This window comes from Parendozoicomonas sp. 2304DJ65-17 (assembly GCF_058148445.1).
In genome coordinates this window covers 147,097-164,514 of record NZ_JBYVJV010000010.1, presented here as the reverse complement: position 1 = coordinate 164,514, position 17,418 = coordinate 147,097, and the positions used below count along the sequence as shown (strand labels likewise).

Here is a 17,418-nt window from a genome sequence, read left to right as displayed (position 1 = left end):
CCTGCGTTGAGGTAAGAGCAGTAATCAATCAATAAATCCAACACGCGGGAATAACAATGAAATTCCGGGGATCCCCTTTGTCTGTCGCAATTGCGGCGGCGCTAAGCAGCACAGTTTTTGCGGCTGAACAGCAAGCGGTAAGCAATGAAGCGACTCTTTTAAATCAGGTGACTGTCACGGCTACTCGTACTGAGAAGCAGCTGAGAGATGTTGCAGGCAGTGTGACAGTGATTAACAGTGAACAGCTTGAAAATCAGCTGAGTCAGAGCATTAGAGATCTGGTTCGTTATGAGCCGGGGGTTTCTGTCAGCAACAATACCCGTACCGGGCTGGGAAACTTTAATATCCGCGGAATGGATGGCAACAGGGTAAAGCTGCTTGTTGATGGCGTTGACCAGGCCAGCGACTTTGCGATTTCTGCCACCTATTACCTGCAGGGCGGTAGAAACTTTATCGATGTAGAAACTCTGAAAAGCGTTGAAATTGTAAAAGGACCAGCTTCCAGTCTGTTTGGCAGTGATGCTATTGGTGGCCTTATTGCCTTCCAGACCAAAGATCCGGCCGATCTGCTGGAGTCTGAAGGTGATGAAAGCTCCTTCTCCCTGAAAGGTGCATACAGCAGCGCAAATAAAGGTTTTACAGAAACACTGTCTGCTGCGAATCGCAGTGGTGATCTGGAAAGCATGATTATCTATACCCGCCGGGATTCGGAAGAAACCCAAAGCCATGGTGGTGACAATATCGATGGCCGCCAGCGTGGTGAGGCTAACCCTTCTACCGATCGACTCGATAATGTTCTTGCTAAAGTGCAGTACCAGCTGAATGAGCAACATCGTATTGGGTTGACAGGCGAGTACCAGGACTCCAGAACTAACATTGATGTGCGCGACAGTCAGCTGACAACCGGAGTAACCGGTAAAGATGGCAAGAAACGTACACGTGTAGGTGTGTTCCATGAGTGGGAGGCTAACCTTGCTGCATTCGACAGCGTGAGATGGCAGCTGGATGGGCAGGACACTGAAACATCCATGGAAACCTTTGTTCCGCAGTATAGTGCTTTTATTCCTTACGACAGAAGGCAGGAATATTCCTACAAAGAAGAAGCCGTGCAGCTTGATACCCAGTTTGATAAAGCTTTTAAAACCGGAGCCATCAGTCATGGCCTGGTGTATGGCTTCAACTATGAGCAGGGTGAAGCTTCTAACAAAAGTACCGAATACAATCTGAACAGCTCCACTTCAAAAGCAAAAGATTACATCCCAGAGGTTGATACCAAAGTTTGGGGTGTGTTTGTTCAGGATGATATTGCGGTTACCGACCGCCTTACGATTACGCCGGGGCTGCGTTACGACAGTTATGAATACGAGCCGGGAGAAAACCGCGCAACCAATATTCAGGACAGGGACTCAAAAGACAGCAAGGCTACCGGGCGTTTGTCAGCTGTTTACGAGCTGACTCCCAACCTTTCTGCCTTTGCCCAGTTCAGTCAGGGCTTTAAGTCTCCTGACTTGATTGACCTTTACTGGAACTACGACAGTGGTCGAGGATACGAAGTTCGTGCAAATCCGAACCTAAAACCAGAAGAGAGTAATTCCTTTGAGGTGGGTCTGCGTGGTGGCTCTAACATCGGTAGCTTCGAAGTGACGACCTTCTATAACAAGTACAAAAACTTTATAGAAACAGCTACCACTCGTGAAGGCAGTGTGACAGTTTCTCAGGAGCAGAATATTGCTAAAGCCAAGATTCACGGTCTGGAACTGAAAGGTCAGCTCTGGCTGGATGAAGTTGCGTCTGCACCGCAGGGAACATCTCTGAAAGCTTCTCTGGCTTATGCCAAAGGTGAAGATACGGAAAACGATAACCCGCTGAACAGTATTGCTCCGTTGTCTGCTGTTGTAGGTCTGGCTTATGATGCGCCATCAAACCTGTGGGGTGGTGAACTGCTTTGGACTGTGACTGATGAGAAGAAGCGCTCAGATATCAATGATCCCGACAGTGTTTATGCAACGCCTGGTTTTGGAATTGTTGACCTGACAACTTATTACAAGCCAGTTGATAAGCTGACTCTTCGAGCAGGTCTGTTCAACATCACTGATAAGAAGTACTGGAGCTGGAATGACACCCGCAAGGTTGATCCGTCCACCAACAATATGGATCGTTACTCTCAGCCTGGACGTAACTTCTCAGTAAGTGCGCAATACACTTTCTAGCCAGCCCTGGTTAGTAAATCGCAAAGCTCTAACTGTTGTCGGCCCGGGCCGGCAACAGTTATCTCTCCGTCGTTTAACTCGTTATACTGCCCCCACAATAAGAGCGGGGACACTTACGTGCATAAACTCTGTGCTGTAGAAGATATAGCCGAACCGGGAAGTAAGGGTTTTAACAGTACTCCAAAGGGATCTGTTTTTGCTGTTCGTTTTGACGGACAGGTATTTGTGTATGCCAACTCCTGCCCTCATTTAGGTGTGAATCTTGAGTGGCAGCCGGACCAGTTCCTTGATCAGGAAGACCGCCTGATCCAGTGCTGTATGCATGGGGCGCTATTTAAAATAGAAGACGGTGAATGTTTGGCTGGCCCTTGCGTTGGCGATTCTTTAACCGCTATTCCTCATGTTGTGGAAAACGGTGAACTGTTTCTTGCTGACTAGTTTTAGAAGTCTCTGGAAGCTTTAAAGGCTGTACGACTGAAGTCAGGCCATTAATGTGAAGCTCTAATGTTATTTGCAATAAGCGGCCAAGATCACTTTTTGGCATGCCTTTTTTTGAAAACCACAACAGATACTCTTCTGGCAGATCAATTAAAACCCGCCCTTTGTATTTACCAAAGGGCATAGGCATGCGAGCCAGTTTTAACAAGTCTTCCTTCTCAAACATCGCTTACCTTTAATGTCAGTGGTCGATCCAGAACAATTTCTTCAGGGGTAATAGAACTTCCCCAGACCAGAACTTCTACTCCCGCAGCCATGGCTTTACGCAGCGCTTTGCCATATTCAGGGTCAATACTGTCTGCCGGGCTGACCACGTCTATCCCCGTATGCTGCACACAAAAGAGCAGTACTGCGCGGTGCCCTTCTGAAACCATTGCTTCCAGTTCCCGAAGGTGTTTTTGCCCACGTGTAGTAACAGCATCAGGGAATTCACCAAAGCCATTATTTGTAGCAAGAGTGACGCTTTTGACTTCTATATAGCAGTCTGGCTTTCCATTGCCCGTTAGCAAGAGATCAATACGACTGTTTTCGGCTCCGTATTTCACTTCTCTTTTGAGGGTTTCGTATCCCTGCAACTCAGGGATGACATTATTTTCAATCGCTTCCTGTACCAGTGCATTGGCTCGCCCTGTATTCACACAGGCCAGAGTCATAGATTTTTTTTCACCATAAAGAACGGGTATTTCTACCAGTTCCCATGTGCAGGGAAGTTTTCTTTTGGGATTTTTCGAATCAGAGAACCAGACTCGTGTATGTTCCGGCTGACAGTTTTTCATAGAACCGGTATTCGGGCAGTGAATGGTTGTTTTGGTACCGTCAGAAAGAGTGATATCGGTCAGGAAACGCTTGTACCGTCGTAGTAACTTACCCTGTTGTAGGGGAGGATCGAAGTGCATATATCTCTCTTACAGTATAAAAATATAATTTTTAATGCGAATTTACACTAAGCGTATTAAAGACTCTGCCAGAGGTGTAGCTAGATTCTATAGATGTGGTGGCTTTTTGAACCCATGGAATTTCAGGTGGCATCCTGAGTCGGGTTCTGGTAGCTTCTCGGCTCCTTGGCAGTTTGTATTATTGGGGGCGTACGGAATGTATTCGCCCCACAGCCAATCCCGGGAGCCATTAAGGCGATATTATCCCGTAGGACGAGACTTGGATAGCAACGGGGCTGTAAGCATGTCAGCACAAAACAAGCCAGAGAACGGCAACCTCCTCAAAACCTTCGAACCGTATAAGGAGAAGAAGGGTGAGGAATATATGAGCGATCGTCAGGTCGAGCACTTCGCTCAAATCCTGAACGACTGGAAAAGCCAGTTGATGGTAGAAGTGGATCGCACTGTAAACCATATGCAGGACGAAGCTGCAAACTTCCCTGACCCAGCGGATCGCGCCAGTCAGGAAGAAGAGTTCAGCCTGGAACTGCGCACCCGTGATCGTGAGCGCAAGCTGATCAAGAAAATTGAAAAAACCTTGGCTCGCCTGGAAGAAGGCGATTATGGTTTCTGTGATGGTTGTGGCGTAGAGATTGGCATTCGCCGTCTTGAAGCACGTCCAACAGCAACCCTGTGCATCGACTGCAAAACTCTTGCAGAGATCAAGGAAAAGCAGCTGGGTCACTAATACCCACACATGCCTGCAAATTCCAAGGATTGCTTGAAACCAGCCTCTGACCGCTATACGGGGCGCTTTGCCCCGTCTCCAACCGGTCCACTCCATTTCGGTTCTCTGACAGCAGCTCTGGCCAGTTATCTGGATGCCAGAGCCGCTTCAGGTGACTGGCTGGTACGCATCGAAGATATAGACCCTCCCCGAGAACAACCCGGTTCTTCAGAGCTTATTCTCAAAGCTTTGGAAGCTTATGGTTTGCACTGGGATGGTGAAGTGCTTTTTCAGCATTCCCGGCTTGATGCTTATCGGGAGGCACTGGAGCACCTGAAACAAAAGCAGCTTGCTTACCCCTGCACCTGCACCCGCAAAGAATTGGCGGAATTCCTGCCCTCTTATCCTGGCTTTTGCCGTGAAAAAACGGATACGCCTGAAGCGCCCCAAGCTATACGGTTTAATGGTGAAGATAAGACTATTACCTTTACTGACCGTATTCAGAGTACCCAAACTTTCAGTCTGAAAGATTTGGGGGATTTTGTTGTCTTCCGCAAAGATGGGCTATTTGCTTATCAGCTTGCAGTAACTGTGGATGATGAGCATCAGGGAATTACAGATATTGTTCGGGGCATAGACCTTATTGATTCCACCCCAAGGCAAATCGCTCTCCAGCAGGCTTTAGGTTTTCATCAACCGCGTTACGCTCACTTGCCAGTGATTACCAATGAACTTGGTGACAAGCTCAGTAAGCAAAACAAGGCAGAACCCTTACCACTGGAAAACCCTCAGCCAGTTCTTCTGAAAGCTATGAGAGCGATTGGTTTGCCGGTCGATGGTCACGTTGAAGATGCCACGCTTTCCGATATGTTGCTCTGGGCAACGGAACACTGGGATATCAGAACCCTTCACGATCAAAAAATAATTCCCGAGGCTTCGCTGGCATAACCTGCACCTGCTGACTAATCTCTCTCGGCGCCACCAAAAAGCCGGGAAATAAAAATTGAAAGGCAACGGATGGTCCCGGTTTTTCAGACTGAAAAGCACTGCAGCTTTTTGTCTGGTTGTAGTGCTCAGTAATCCTGCTTTTTCCGGAGGAAGGAGCGAACGCGCTCTGAAGATTCCTGTTACTCCTTCAATAGATAACTTTTTACCGAACCTTGAACAAGGCTACTACCTGCGTTCGTCTACAAAAGAAAAGAAGAGTGAACTGTGCATTTCGGCTACAGAAGTTCTTTTCGGCAAAACATTGATGCCTGACTATGCCGTAGCTATAAGGGATGGTGCTATCCAAAGTGTTTTTCCAAGGTCTTATTGGCTTTGGGAGCAATGTGAGAGAAAAGAAGAATATACGGGAATACTTGTCCCCGGATTTATTGATATTCATATCCATGGAGCCAATGGCCGGGATGTGATGGATCAGCTGAAACAGCCGGACTCTCTTTCCATCATCTCAACATATCTGCCTGAGGAAGGGGTGACCAGCTGGCTTCCTACAACGGCAAGTGCCCGCTCGAGAGAACTTTCTCATTTGCTCAGTTCTATCTCTTCATACGCCCGCAGTCAGCCTGATACAGAAGCGGCTATTATAGGAATTCACATGGAAGGGCCTTTTATCAGCAAGGAGAAGAAGGGCTGTCACCATGCGGAAAGTCTGCGTCCAATTTCGATCGGTGACCTGAATATCTGGAAGCAAAGCGCAAATAATCTTTTGAGGATTGTGACTTTTGCTCCAGAGCTTGAGCAAAGTGATGAACTGATTCGATGGTGTAAACAAAACCGGGTTATTGCTTCCATTGGTCATACAGCCGCAAAGCAAGAACAAATTCAGAAAGCCATAGAGCAGGGAGCTGAAATGGGAACCCACCTGTTCAACGCTATGTCTATGCCAACGAGTCGCAATGCTGCGGCAGCATTCGGCATTCTCAACCATAAGGAAACGGCATTTGAAATTATTGTGGATGGACATCACCTCAGTGACGTTATGGTGCAGATAGCCTGGAAACTTAGCCAGGAAAATCCGGAACGTTTTGTTCTTATTACCGATGCCATGAGTGCGAAAGGCATAAAAAGCACCAATGGAATTTATACATTGGGAAAAGATATTCAGGTTGTTATCCGGGATGGCAAAGCGCTACGTGCTGATACTGACCAAGAGGTTCTGGCTGGCAGTATTGCAACTATCCCAGGAGCTGTTCGAACGATGCGAAGAATTACAAAATGTTCGCTGGAGCAGGCACTGCTGGCAGGAAGTCATCATCCAGCAAAAGCACTTGGGCTCAGGGATCGAGGGTTACTTGCTCACAGTTATAGGGCCGACATGGTTCTTTTGTCTGATAGGGAGACATTGTCTGTTATGGTAACGTGGCGAGCCGGTCAAAAAATTTATACTTCACCATCACTCATGTCTCCCTGAATGTATTTCAATACCTAATGGATTGCGTTGCACACCTATAAGTCGGTAATATCCTCTGTGCCTGTTATTACTCGCAGGCATGTCGTGGAGAGCGTGCATGTACCTTCACCGGCTTGTCCTTCTACTGGTCATCGGTATTTATCTTTTTTCTCCTGCCATTCTTGAGTGGTGGATCGATTCTCCGGAAGGCTGGTATCGCCCCTGGTTACTCTGGCTGATTCTTATAATGGCTGGCTATCTGCTGCAGCCCGGAGGGAACCGTAATGACACTTGAGCTGAGCCAGCTGGCGACGTTTAGTGTCGTTTACCTTTCATTGCTTTTCGGTGCAGCCTGGTTAACGGATCAGGGCTGGATACCACGACGTATAACATCTCATCCACTGGTGTACACCTTGGCTCTTGGCGTATACACCAGTGCCTGGGCATTTTATGGCGCGGTGGGAATGGCTCACCAATATGGTTTTGTTTTTCTTGCCTACTACCTGGGGATTTGCGGTGCTTTCCTGCTTGCCCCTGTACTGCTTGCCCCCCTTCTGCGAATCACCAGAGATTATCAGCTGAGCTCACTGGCAGACTTGTTTGCCTTCCGTTTTCGCAGTTCGTTTGCAGGTACATTAACAACCACCATTATGCTGTTGGCCATGCTGCCTTTGGTCGCCATGCAGATTCAGGCGGTTGCAGATTCTGTTCATATCGTTGCTAGGGAAGGCTCCCAGGAGGAGCTGGCTTTTGCCTTCTGCATAATCATTATTCTTTTCACAATGGCGTTTGGCACACGCCGTATATCAAGCCGTGAAAAACATCACGGTTTGGTTTTTGCAATAGCGATAGAATCTGTGGTGAAGGTTGTCGCCATGCTGGCGATTGGTGGCTTCATCGTATTTCAGGTTTTCGATGGCCCACAGAATCTTCAGGATTGGTTAACTACCAATAAAGAAGCTTTGGCGACTCTGCGTATTTCTCTCGATGATGGCCCCTGGCGAACAATGTTGCTGATATTTTTTGCTGCAGCGGTTGTGATGCCGGATATGTTCCATATGACCTTTGCCGAGAATCAGGACCCCAAAAATCTGAACAGTGCCAGCTGGGGATTACCTTTGTATCTTCTGCTGATGAGTTTGCCTATTCCGTTGATTCTCTGGGGCGGGCTTGCATTGCAGGTGGGAACAACTCCTGAGTATTTTGCTCTCGGTATTGGGATGGAGCTTGATCAGTCCTGGCTATCTTTGCTGATTTATATTGGTGCCATGTCTGCGGCCAGCGGATTGATCATTGTGACCACCCTCGCTCTGTCTGCCATGGTTGTAAATCACCTGATTTTGCCGTTCTATCAGCCACCATCCAGCGTAAATATTTATCGGTGGTTGAGTTGGACCAAACGTGCGCTGATCGCCACCATGATTCTGGCGGCTTATGGCTTCTATCGCATGCTGGAAGCCGAACAGGATTTAGCCACTCTCGCCATTGTTTCGTTTGTTGCCAGTCTTCAGTTTCTTCCAGGTGTGTTGTCCACTATCTATTGGCCGCTTGCAAATCGGCGCGGGTTTAATGCCGGTCTGGTCTGCGGTTCTGTGGTGTGGTTCTTTACCATGCTGATGCCTTTGCTCGTCACTGCGGAATATGTAGAAGTCTGGGGTTGGGCAATCCCTATTCAGGAAAGTAACTGGCACGCATCTGCACTGGTTTCACTCTCTGTAAATATTCTGGTGTTGGTTATTGTCAGCCTTTTCTCTGAACGGGCTCCGGAAGAGCGACATGCTGCAGAGATATGCTCTATTCAGGCATTGGGTCGTCCGTCCCGCCGAAGCCTGAAAGCAACGTCACCAAAAGAGTTTCAGGAACGTTTGACCCGCCCATTGGGTTCTTACACTGCACAGCGAGAGGTCTTTCAGGCACTGAAAGATCTGGATATGCCTCTGGATGAAAAGCGGCCATACGCACTGCGCCGTTTACGGGACCGGATTGAAGCCAACCTCTCTGGCCTGATGGGGCCAAGTGTGGCGAGGGATATTATTAACCGCTATCTGCCTTATGAACACGACAGTGCAGGCGTAGCCGATATCAATTTTGTAGAAAATCAGGTCGAGGAGTATCAGCACAGATTAACAGGTCTGGCTGCTGAGCTAGACAGGTTGCGCCGCTATCATCGCCAAACGCTGCAGAATCTCCCCATGGCTATCTGCTCTTTGGGAGAAGATGGTGAGATTTTGATGTGGAACCAGTCCATGACCACTATAACCGGGATTGCAGGCAGTGCTATGGTTGGTTCCCGGTTGGCCAGCTTGCCTCATCCATGGCGTCAGTTATTGAGTGACTTTTCTGCCGACCCTGATAGCTCCAAAGAGCGTAAACAGTTAGTTGTTGGTGGTCTTAATCGCACACTTAACTTGCACAAGGCTCGCATTGAGTCTGACAGTGGTACTGTGATTATGCTCGAAGACCAGACAGAAGCACACTTGCTGGAACAGAAGCTGATTCATAGCGAACGTCTGGCATCGATTGGTCAGTTGGCGGCAGGTGTCGCACATAAAATCGGCAACCCTGTCACTGGCGTAGACTGCCTTGCTCAGGAACTAAGAAGCTTTTCGAAAGAAGAAGATACACAGGAAATCGCAGACCAGATTCTTGAGCAAACGAAACGCATTGCCAAAATACTGCACTCGCTTATAAATTTTGCTCATACAGGACAGTCCACTGAGCAGGTGGCAGCGGAACCTGTGAGCCTATATCGGTGCACCAATGAGGCGGCAAGTTTGCTAGCACTGAGCAAAAACGACCGTGGCATTCGCTTTATTAATAACTGCGAGCAAGATTATAACGTGATCGGCGACAGTCAGAAGCTCACCCAGGTTCTGATTAATCTGCTCAGTAACTCCAGAGATGCTTCACCTGATAATGCCGTTGTCACTATAAATACCACCCATTGGGAACACTCCATTACTTTGGAAGTCACCGATCAGGGAAGTGGTATTTCAGAAGAACATCAGAAACGTTTATTCGAGCCATTTTTTACCACCAAAGAAGCCGGTAAAGGTACCGGGCTTGGCATGGCTCTTGTTTACAGTATTGTTGAAGAACATTTTGGTACAATCACTGTGCGTTCTCCGGTTGATGAGGAGTACAACACAGGAACTTGCATCAGTATCAGCCTGCCACGGCATCTGGCTGAGATAGATTCACAAAAGGTACAGGTGGCTGAGGCTGAAGAAGTCGTCTAGTCACTGTCTAATTACGGGACACAGGGGGAGTTCCATGGGACTCGGGAAGATTCTTGTTGTAGAAGACGAACCGGTTATACGTTCATCTTTGCGTCGTCTGCTAACCCGTAACGATTACGAGGTCACGGAGGCGGAGTCTGTGGACGATGCCTGCCAGAACGATCTGGCATCGTTTGATTTGATCATTTCAGACCTACGCCTTCCAGGAGAGCCGGGAACGGCTTTGATTGAGAAGTCCGAGCATACGCCGGTTCTGATTATGACCAGCTACGCCAGTCTGCGGTCTGCCGTTGACTCCATGAAGATGGGAGCCGTGGACTATATTGCCAAGCCTTTTGATCATGACGATATGCTTAAGGCTGTGGCAGAAACCATAAGTCGTAAGGATGAGATTCTGGCCGAACCAGCGCCTTCTGCTGACATGCCTCCAGTTTCCAAAGATGGAAATCCTGCTGGCATTATTGGTCAATGTGCGCCAATGATGACGCTGTTCAGCCGTATTAATCGTGTAGCTCCTACAGAAGCGACTGTTCTGGTGCTTGGCGAATCTGGTACAGGTAAAGAGCTGGTTGCCAAGGCTTTGCATGAAGCTAGCCGTCGAAATACCAAGCCACTGGTTTCTGTTAACTGCGCAGCAATTCCTGAAACATTGATCGAGTCAGAACTGTTCGGTCATGAGAAAGGGGCTTTCACCGGCGCAACCACAACTCGCAATGGTCTGGTTGAAGCCGCAGATGGCGGTACCTTGTTCCTTGATGAAATTGGTGAACTGCCTTTGGAAGCACAGGCACGATTGCTTCGTGTTCTGCAGGAAGGCGAAATTCGCCGGGTTGGCTCTGTAGAGTCCCGAAAGGTTAACGTACGTCTGATTGCAGCAACCCACCGAAACCTGAAGCAGATGGCCAGCGAAGGAGCCTTTCGGGAAGATTTGTATTACCGCCTGAATGTTGTGGAGCTTAATCTCCCTCCACTGAGAGAACGTGGGCAGGATATTACTTTGCTTGCTGAAGCTTTACTGGAGAAAACAACGGAGAAAATGGGAACAGGCTCCATGCTGATTTCTCCTGAAGCTCTGGTTGCTATCAGCCGCCACCCCTGGCCGGGCAATGTTCGTGAGCTGGAAAATGCTATCGAACGAGCCGTGATTCTGAGCGAAGACGATATGATCACCCCAGATCTTCTCGGTCTTGAAAGCTCTTCTATTCCTGCTGCCAACGTACAAGCTCCTGCTAAGGCTGCTGAGCCACTGGATGAAAATGACAGTGAACTCTCCATGGAGGATTACTTCCTACGCTTCGTTCTGGAGCACCAGAACCAGATGAATGAAACCCAGCTGGCGCGAAAGTTGGGTATTAGCAGGAAGTGTTTATGGGAGCGTCGTAAGCGACTGGGAATACCTCGAAAGGAAGCAGTCTAAATACCTTTACGCTATATCCGGTCAGCTCTTCTACAATTAATTGAATTAGAAAGCATGACCGGAGATTTTGCCGTGTTGTTTCATAAGGATTTGAAACAAATCAGAGCGACAAGCCTGCTCAACATTTACTTGGCATTGTTATTTGTGCCTTCGTTACTCCATGCCGAAATGGAACAGATGGCGCAACCTTCTCAAATGCCGGCATCATCAGAAATGCAGATGTCGCAGACGCCTGCCCAGCAGCCTATGCAAGAGTCGCACATGCAAAGCAGTGGTGAGACGATCTGCCAGCGAATGCGCATGAATCGTCAGCAGGAAATTAACCGCAATCCTAACCTGAAACTTCTTGTTCCTCTGCGCAAGAGTAGTGATGCCAACTGCTTCAGCCCGGCAGAGAACCTCTATCTCACAAGTCTTGTGGTTGCTCAGATGGAATTGGGGCCAAATGCTCCCTGGTATCAAACCATGGGGGATCAAAACAAAGAGAAGGCACGCTTGGCCTGTGAGGTTATGGGTTATGGTTCATCCCCACAATCTCTCTCCATGGAAGAGTGCATTGCTGCTCGCTACGGGGAGATGATGCGCCCTTATAACGATGAGTACCGAACAGAGTCCACCACCTATATCGGCAAAAGAAACAGTCGTGGAGAAGAACTGGTGCAGCAGTGTGTAACAGCGTTCTATCAGAATCTTCCTCAGTTGCCCAAGCAGATACAGTTTCCTCTGGCCTATTATGATCGCAAGCTTCACTCCTATCCGGATTGGTATCTGGAAAGTCGCCTTGAAGATACCGAATGGTTGAGCAATATGCAGAAGACCATGGCCAGTCAGGTGATAAGTGAAGCGCTGGTTAAACAGTGTCCAGGAGATATGATCTGGTGGCTTTACCTATCAACCTGACAGAGGCATCTGTATAGCCAAACTGTCTCTATTCCGAGCCTGATGTTAATATGTCCGTTTCCTATGCATCGAACAGATGTCTTGTTCATGGCAGTAACCAGAGATCACAGCATATTATGACTGGCGGGCGCAAAGGACTCATCGGATTCCTGTCCAGGCTTTTCAGCACGGATGCATCATCCACACCGGAGCCGGTTCGACGGACGATTTCCCGGGATGAACACTCAATTTCCCGTAAAAACATCAGTGATAATGCCCTGAAGGTACTTTATCGTCTTCGCAGCCAGGGGCACGAAGCCTGGCTGGTGGGTGGTTGTATTCGGGATTTGTTGCTGGGTTTATCGCCAAAAGACTTCGATGTGGCGACCAGTGCCCCTCCGGAAGTTGTTCGCTCTCTGTTTCGAAACTCCCGCATTATCGGGCGCCGCTTCAAACTGATTCATGTTGTTTTTGGGCGGGAAGTTATTGAAGTTGCCACCTTCCGGGCGAACCATGACTCCGTGCCTGCAAAACAGCAGCATAAGGATGATTCCCATCACTCAGACTCCGGGCGGATTCTGAGGGATAACGTGTATGGCACTATTGAAGATGATGCCATTCGTCGTGACTTCACCATTAATGCCCTCTACTACACCACAGATGATTTCACTGTTCACGATTTCTGTGGTGGTATGAATGATATTGAGAACAGGCTGATTCGGCTGATTGGCGACCCGGTACGCCGTTACCATGAAGACCCTGTTCGTATGCTCAGAGCGGTTCGCTTTGCTGCCAAACTGGATTTTCAGATTGAAGAATCCACAGCGACCCCGATTCGTGAGCTTGGTAATCTTCTGCGGGATATTCCTTCTGCGAGACTCTTTGATGAAACGCTGAAGCTGTTTCTCTCTGGCTATGGACAGGAAGTTTTGGGACTTATGCGGGAATATGATCTGTTCGAGCCACTATTTCCGGCAACAGAATCTGCATTGTTCGACAACCCGCAAGGCGAACGACTGCTGGATGAAGCCCTGAAAAGTACTGACAGACGCATTCAGCAGGAAAAGCCTGTTACCCCGGCATTCTTCTATGCTGCGGCTCTCTGGCCTCCTGTGGTGGCTATGGCAGCTGATCTGGAAGCTCAGGGTTTGCCTCCTGTACCAGCGTTGCATCAGGCTGCTATGCAGGTTGTTTCCAATCAGTGTACTCACACAGCTATTCCCAAGCGGTTCTCAATTCCTATGCGGGAAATCTGGGATTTGCAGAGACGCTTGGAACGTCGTCAGCCTCGCCGGGTGAATGAGCTGCTAACTCATCCACGTTTCCGTGCTGCTTATGACTTCCTGTTGCTGCGTGAAGCTTCCGGTGAAGATTTAGGTGGTGCGGGTCAGTGGTGGACAGACTACCAGGCCGCACATCCTGAGTTGCGGGCAGATACTCGTCAATCTCACAGCCATCAGCACCGTGAGCAAACCCAAAGTCGTGGTGATGATAAGGCTCCGAACCGCAATCGTCGTCGCAGAACCCGCAGGCGCAAACCTACCAGCAATAATGCTTCTCGCAGCCGGCAAACCAACGAATAGTTTTTGAAGAAGGTAGAACCATGTCCTGCGTTACCGCTTACATCGGTTTGGGCAGCAACCTTGAAGCGCCAGATCAGCAAGTGTTATCTGCCATTGCGCAGATAGCTGAGATTGATCAAACTGAATTGATTGCAACCTCCCGCCTTTATCGCAGTGATCCTGTTGGGCCGGGAGATCAGCCGGATTACATCAATGCGGTAGTTGCAGTGAAAACCAGCCTTAAGCCTTTGCCATTGCTGGATGCTATGCAGGCGATTGAGCAGAATCATGGGCGGGTGCGCCATATCCGCTGGGGTGCTCGCACCCTTGATCTTGATATGTTGCTTTACGGGGAAGAGATTATTGAGAGCGTACGCTTAATCGTTCCTCATAAAGAAATGCACTGGCGTAATTTTGTTTTACGACCACTGGCAGATATTGCTCCTGAGCTTGTGCTCCCTACTGGACAAAGCCTGAAAAAGCTTTTACAAACTAGTGGAGAGGAAGGACTTTCTGCGATTGCGGAGATTCCACTGCCACAGCCTGCCTGATGGCACAATTCATAAGAATAAAAATAATAAACATATGACAGGGGAAAGTCGTACATGGAAGCAAGGTTGGCTTCGTATCCATTAAGGGAAGACTTTCCCCGGTTTATTGCTGTAGAAGGGCCTGTTGGTGTTGGTAAAACAACGCTGGCTCGGCGTTTGGCCAGCACGTTCAATTATGATGTTCTTCTTGAAGAGCCTCCCAGAGAAAATCCTTTTCTCGAACGTTTCTACCGTCATCCTCGTCAGGTCGCTCTAGCGACCCAACTGCACTTTCTGTTTCAGCGAGCAACACAGCTCCAGACTCTTCGTCAGAATGATATGTTTGAAGAAGTGCGGGTTTCTGATTTCTGCATGGAGAAAGATCGCCTGTTTGCGGAAATGTATCTGGATGCCCATGAGCTGGAACTCTATGACCGGGCCTGGAGTATGCAGACCCGAGACCTGCCAAAGCCAGAACTGGTCATTTATCTGCAGGCACCGGTAGATGTTCTGAAAGAAAGAATTCGTGAACGAGGGATTGAAGCGGAGCGACTGATAGGAAATGGTTACCTGAAACGTTTGAATGAAGCTTACGCTCGCTTCTTTCACTACTATCAGGATTCGCCATTACTGATAGTCAACGCCGCAGAAATCGATCTTGTGCACAATGAGCAGGATTACCACCAACTGGTAGAAGAGATTCTTACCTGTCGAAAAGGGCGACATTATTTCAACCCCAAACCATCGGACTTATAGATAAGAAGCTTATAACCTGCTGTTTTCCCAATGGTTCACCCACGCATCCCTCCTGTCTTGCAGCAGTTACGCAACGCAATACCAGAAAACAGGTAAATTCTGCACTGGAAAAGAGCCCGCATTTCCACCAATATAGCGCGTCATTGCATCATCGGATAAGCCTGACTCGAGAGAGGATGGCACCAAATACAAATCCAGGGTTCTATGGCCAAAACCACTCTCCATTCTCTACTGGAAATGAAGCAGACCGGTGAAAAATTCACCTGTCTCACATCCTATGACGCTACTCAGGCGCATATGGTCAGCAGTCAGGGAACAGATATTATTCTTGTGGGTGACTCTCTGGGCATGGTTGCCCAAGGCAGAGATTCCACCGTACCAGTTACTATGGAAGACATGATTTATCACACCCGCTGTGTGAGCCGTGGCAATACCGACGCCATGATCATGTCTGATATTCCTTTTATGGCCTGCTCTACCCCGGAACAGACTTATCAGAACTCCGCTGCGCTTATGCAGGTGGGCGCTGAAGTCGTCAAGCTCGAAGGTGGGCGCTGGTTATGCGATACCGTTCGCGGCTTGTCTGAACGTGGTGTGCCAACCTGCTTGCACTTGGGGCTGACTCCTCAGTCCGTAAGCATGCTGGGCGGTTACAAAGTTCAGGGGCGTGACGAAGAATCCGCCAACCGAATGATTGAGGATGCCCGCCTGCTGGCAGAAGCCGGTGCGAACATCCTGCTGCTGGAGTGCGTTCCTACACCTCTGGCCCGTGAAATTGCTCGTTCTGTAGACGTACCAGTTATCGGTATTGGTGCTGGCCCTGATACAGATGGTCAGGTTTTGGTGGTTTACGACATGCTGGGTATGACCCACGGCCGCAAGCCTCGTTTCGTAAAAGATTTCATGGCAGAAGCTAATACGCCAGCGGATGCCGTTGCCAGTTTTGTGGCAGACGTTAAGAGTGGTGCCTTCCCCGCTCCAGAGCATGGATTCGACGCATGAACACCATTTACAGCATTGAAGAGATTCGTGACTACGTTCAGACCGTAAAAGCTGCTGGCAAAACAGTTGCACTGGTTCCGACCATGGGTAACCTCCATGGCGGTCACCTGACTCTGGTAACCAAAGCACAGCAACTGGCGGATGTTGTGATTGTCAGCATCTATGTCAACCAGATGCAGTTTGGCCCTAACGAGGACTATCACAGCTATCCTCGCACCATGGCTCAGGACGAAGCCCTGCTGGAAGAACACAATGTGGATATGGTTTTCGCGCCAACTTCCCACATTATTTACCCGGAAGGCCTGGATCATCACACCGAAATCAAGGTTGAAGCTCTGGATGGTATGCATTGTGGCAAGAGCCGCCCGGACTTTTTTACTGGCATCGCTACGGTTGTGACCAAGCTGTTCAACATCGTTCAGCCAGATATGGCTGTTTTTGGTGAGAAGGACTTCCAACAACTTTGCATCATCAAGAAGATGGTGAAAGATCTGTGCCTACCTGTTGAAATTATTGGTGCCCCAATCGCTCGCTCTGAAACAGGGCTGGCCCTCAGTTCTCGCAATGGTTACCTCTCACCTGAAGAGCTGGAGCAAGCCTGCCTGCTGAGTAAAGAGCTGAACAAAGCCAAAGAAGCCATTGTTGCTGGCAATGTGAATTACGACATTCTTCAGCGTGATGCGATAGCTCATCTGGCAGAATCCGGCTTCCAGCCAGACTATTTCAATATTATCCGCCGCTCAGACCTGCGGCCTGCAGGACCAGATGATAAAGCGCTGATTATTCTTGCAGCTGCTGGTCTTGGCAAAGCCAGATTGATCGACAATCTGCAGATTGACTTGTAAAACAAGTCCCGAACAAGTATTTTGCGCTGCACTGCGGTAGATACTTACCACAACGCAGACCATAGAAGAAGGAATATCCCGATGCAGAATGTAATGCTGAAGGCGAAGCTGCATATGGCCAGCGTGACACATGCAGTACTGAACTACGAAGGCTCCTGTGCCATCGATAGTAATCTGCTGGACATGGCTGGTCTCCGCGAATTTGAGCAGATTCAAATCTACAACAAGGATAATGGTGAGCGCTTCACCACTTACATTATCCGTGGTGAAGCCGGTTCTGGAATCATTTCCATGAACGGTGCAGCCGCTCGTCTGGTTGAGCCAGGTGACCGCGTGATCATTTGTGCGTATGGCAATTACTCTGAAGCTGAGTGCGCCAATCACAAGCCTGCTCTGCTTTATATGAATCCAGACAACACTGTCAGCCACAGTGCCAACGCGATCCCTGTTCAGGTAGCGTAAAAAAACCTTCATACAGAAGGT

17 protein-coding genes are annotated in these 17,418 nt (G+C 48.8%); 15 read left to right on the top strand and 2 right to left on the bottom strand.

What is annotated here, in order from left to right:
* Positions 1 to 56 precede the first annotated feature (56 nt).
* On the top strand, positions 57 to 2,210 hold the full coding sequence (locus ACY2RR_RS20785) for a TonB-dependent hemoglobin/transferrin/lactoferrin family receptor (RefSeq protein ID WP_490110107.1): 2,154 nt from the start codon (positions 57 to 59) through the stop codon (positions 2,208 to 2,210).
* A gap of 117 nt (positions 2,211 to 2,327) precedes the next feature.
* A complete protein-coding gene (locus ACY2RR_RS20780) occupies positions 2,328 to 2,648 on the top strand; it encodes a Rieske (2Fe-2S) protein (RefSeq protein ID WP_490110106.1) in 321 nt (106 codons plus the stop codon).
* Here the strand turns inward: ACY2RR_RS20780 and ACY2RR_RS20775 are convergent.
* Entirely contained in the window at positions 2,602 to 2,874 is a 273-nt protein-coding gene (locus ACY2RR_RS20775) for a DUF3820 family protein (protein ID WP_490110105.1), read from the bottom strand. The genes ACY2RR_RS20780 and ACY2RR_RS20775 overlap by 47 nt on opposite strands.
* Positions 2,867 to 3,604: a DNA/RNA nuclease SfsA gene (gene sfsA, locus ACY2RR_RS20770; protein WP_490110104.1), complete on the bottom strand. Its 738-nt coding sequence runs from the start codon at positions 3,602 to 3,604 to the stop codon at positions 2,867 to 2,869. Before sfsA ends, ACY2RR_RS20775 begins: the two co-directional genes overlap by 8 nt.
* Positions 3,605 to 3,887: 283 nt before the next feature.
* Between sfsA and dksA the strand changes: the two genes are divergently transcribed.
* The 13 genes from dksA to panD all read left to right on the top strand — a co-directional run bounded on the left by dksA (position 3,888) and on the right by panD (position 17,397).
* The gene (dksA, locus tag ACY2RR_RS20765; RefSeq protein WP_490110103.1) at positions 3,888 to 4,331 is read left to right on the top strand and encodes an RNA polymerase-binding protein DksA; all 444 of its coding nucleotides are present in this window, start codon (positions 3,888 to 3,890) and stop codon (positions 4,329 to 4,331) included.
* Positions 4,332 to 4,364: 33 nt separating this feature from the next.
* Entirely contained in the window at positions 4,365 to 5,258 is an 894-nt protein-coding gene (gluQRS, locus tag ACY2RR_RS20760) for a tRNA glutamyl-Q(34) synthetase GluQRS (protein WP_490110102.1), read from the top strand.
* A 55-nt stretch (positions 5,259 to 5,313) separates the two neighbouring features.
* Positions 5,314 to 6,726: an N-acetylglucosamine-6-phosphate deacetylase gene (nagA, locus tag ACY2RR_RS20755; RefSeq protein ID WP_490110101.1), complete on the top strand. Its 1,413-nt coding sequence runs from the start codon at positions 5,314 to 5,316 to the stop codon at positions 6,724 to 6,726.
* A 97-nt stretch (positions 6,727 to 6,823) separates the two neighbouring features.
* A complete protein-coding gene (locus ACY2RR_RS20750; protein WP_490110100.1) occupies positions 6,824 to 7,000 on the top strand; it encodes a hypothetical protein in 177 nt (58 codons plus the stop codon).
* Complete coding sequence (locus ACY2RR_RS20745; protein ID WP_490110099.1) at positions 6,990 to 9,944, top strand: sensor histidine kinase; 2,955 nt, start codon at positions 6,990 to 6,992, stop codon at positions 9,942 to 9,944. The genes ACY2RR_RS20750 and ACY2RR_RS20745 overlap by 11 nt, the downstream gene beginning before the upstream one ends.
* Before the next feature lie 34 nt (positions 9,945 to 9,978).
* Positions 9,979 to 11,361 carry a sigma-54-dependent transcriptional regulator gene (locus ACY2RR_RS20740; protein WP_490110098.1) on the top strand — a complete coding sequence of 461 codons (1,383 nt, stop codon included), beginning with the start codon at positions 9,979 to 9,981 and terminating at the stop codon, positions 11,359 to 11,361.
* Positions 11,362 to 11,433: 72 nt separating this feature from the next.
* Complete coding sequence (locus ACY2RR_RS20735) at positions 11,434 to 12,261, top strand: hypothetical protein (protein ID WP_490110097.1); 828 nt, start codon at positions 11,434 to 11,436, stop codon at positions 12,259 to 12,261.
* A gap of 116 nt (positions 12,262 to 12,377) precedes the next feature.
* Positions 12,378 to 13,823: a polynucleotide adenylyltransferase PcnB gene (gene pcnB, locus ACY2RR_RS20730; protein WP_490110096.1), complete on the top strand. Its 1,446-nt coding sequence runs from the start codon at positions 12,378 to 12,380 to the stop codon at positions 13,821 to 13,823.
* Positions 13,824 to 13,843: 20 nt separating this feature from the next.
* Positions 13,844 to 14,353, top strand: a complete 510-nt coding sequence (gene folK / locus ACY2RR_RS20725; protein WP_490110095.1) for a 2-amino-4-hydroxy-6-hydroxymethyldihydropteridine diphosphokinase — start codon at positions 13,844 to 13,846, stop codon at positions 14,351 to 14,353.
* A gap of 54 nt (positions 14,354 to 14,407) precedes the next feature.
* Positions 14,408 to 15,088, top strand: coding sequence for a deoxynucleoside kinase (locus ACY2RR_RS20720; RefSeq protein WP_490110094.1), 681 nt, complete (start codon positions 14,408 to 14,410; stop codon positions 15,086 to 15,088).
* Positions 15,089 to 15,292: 204 nt separating this feature from the next.
* Entirely contained in the window at positions 15,293 to 16,090 is a 798-nt protein-coding gene (panB, locus tag ACY2RR_RS20715) for a 3-methyl-2-oxobutanoate hydroxymethyltransferase (RefSeq protein WP_490110093.1), read from the top strand.
* On the top strand, positions 16,087 to 16,935 hold the full coding sequence (panC, locus tag ACY2RR_RS20710; protein WP_490110092.1) for a pantoate--beta-alanine ligase: 849 nt from the start codon (positions 16,087 to 16,089) through the stop codon (positions 16,933 to 16,935). Before panB ends, panC begins: the two co-directional genes overlap by 4 nt.
* An 81-nt stretch (positions 16,936 to 17,016) precedes the next feature.
* Positions 17,017 to 17,397 (top strand): aspartate 1-decarboxylase, encoded by a 381-nt coding sequence (gene panD, locus ACY2RR_RS20705; RefSeq protein WP_490110091.1) that lies wholly within the window; start codon positions 17,017 to 17,019, stop codon positions 17,395 to 17,397.
* The last annotated feature ends 21 nt before the right edge of the window (positions 17,398 to 17,418 follow it).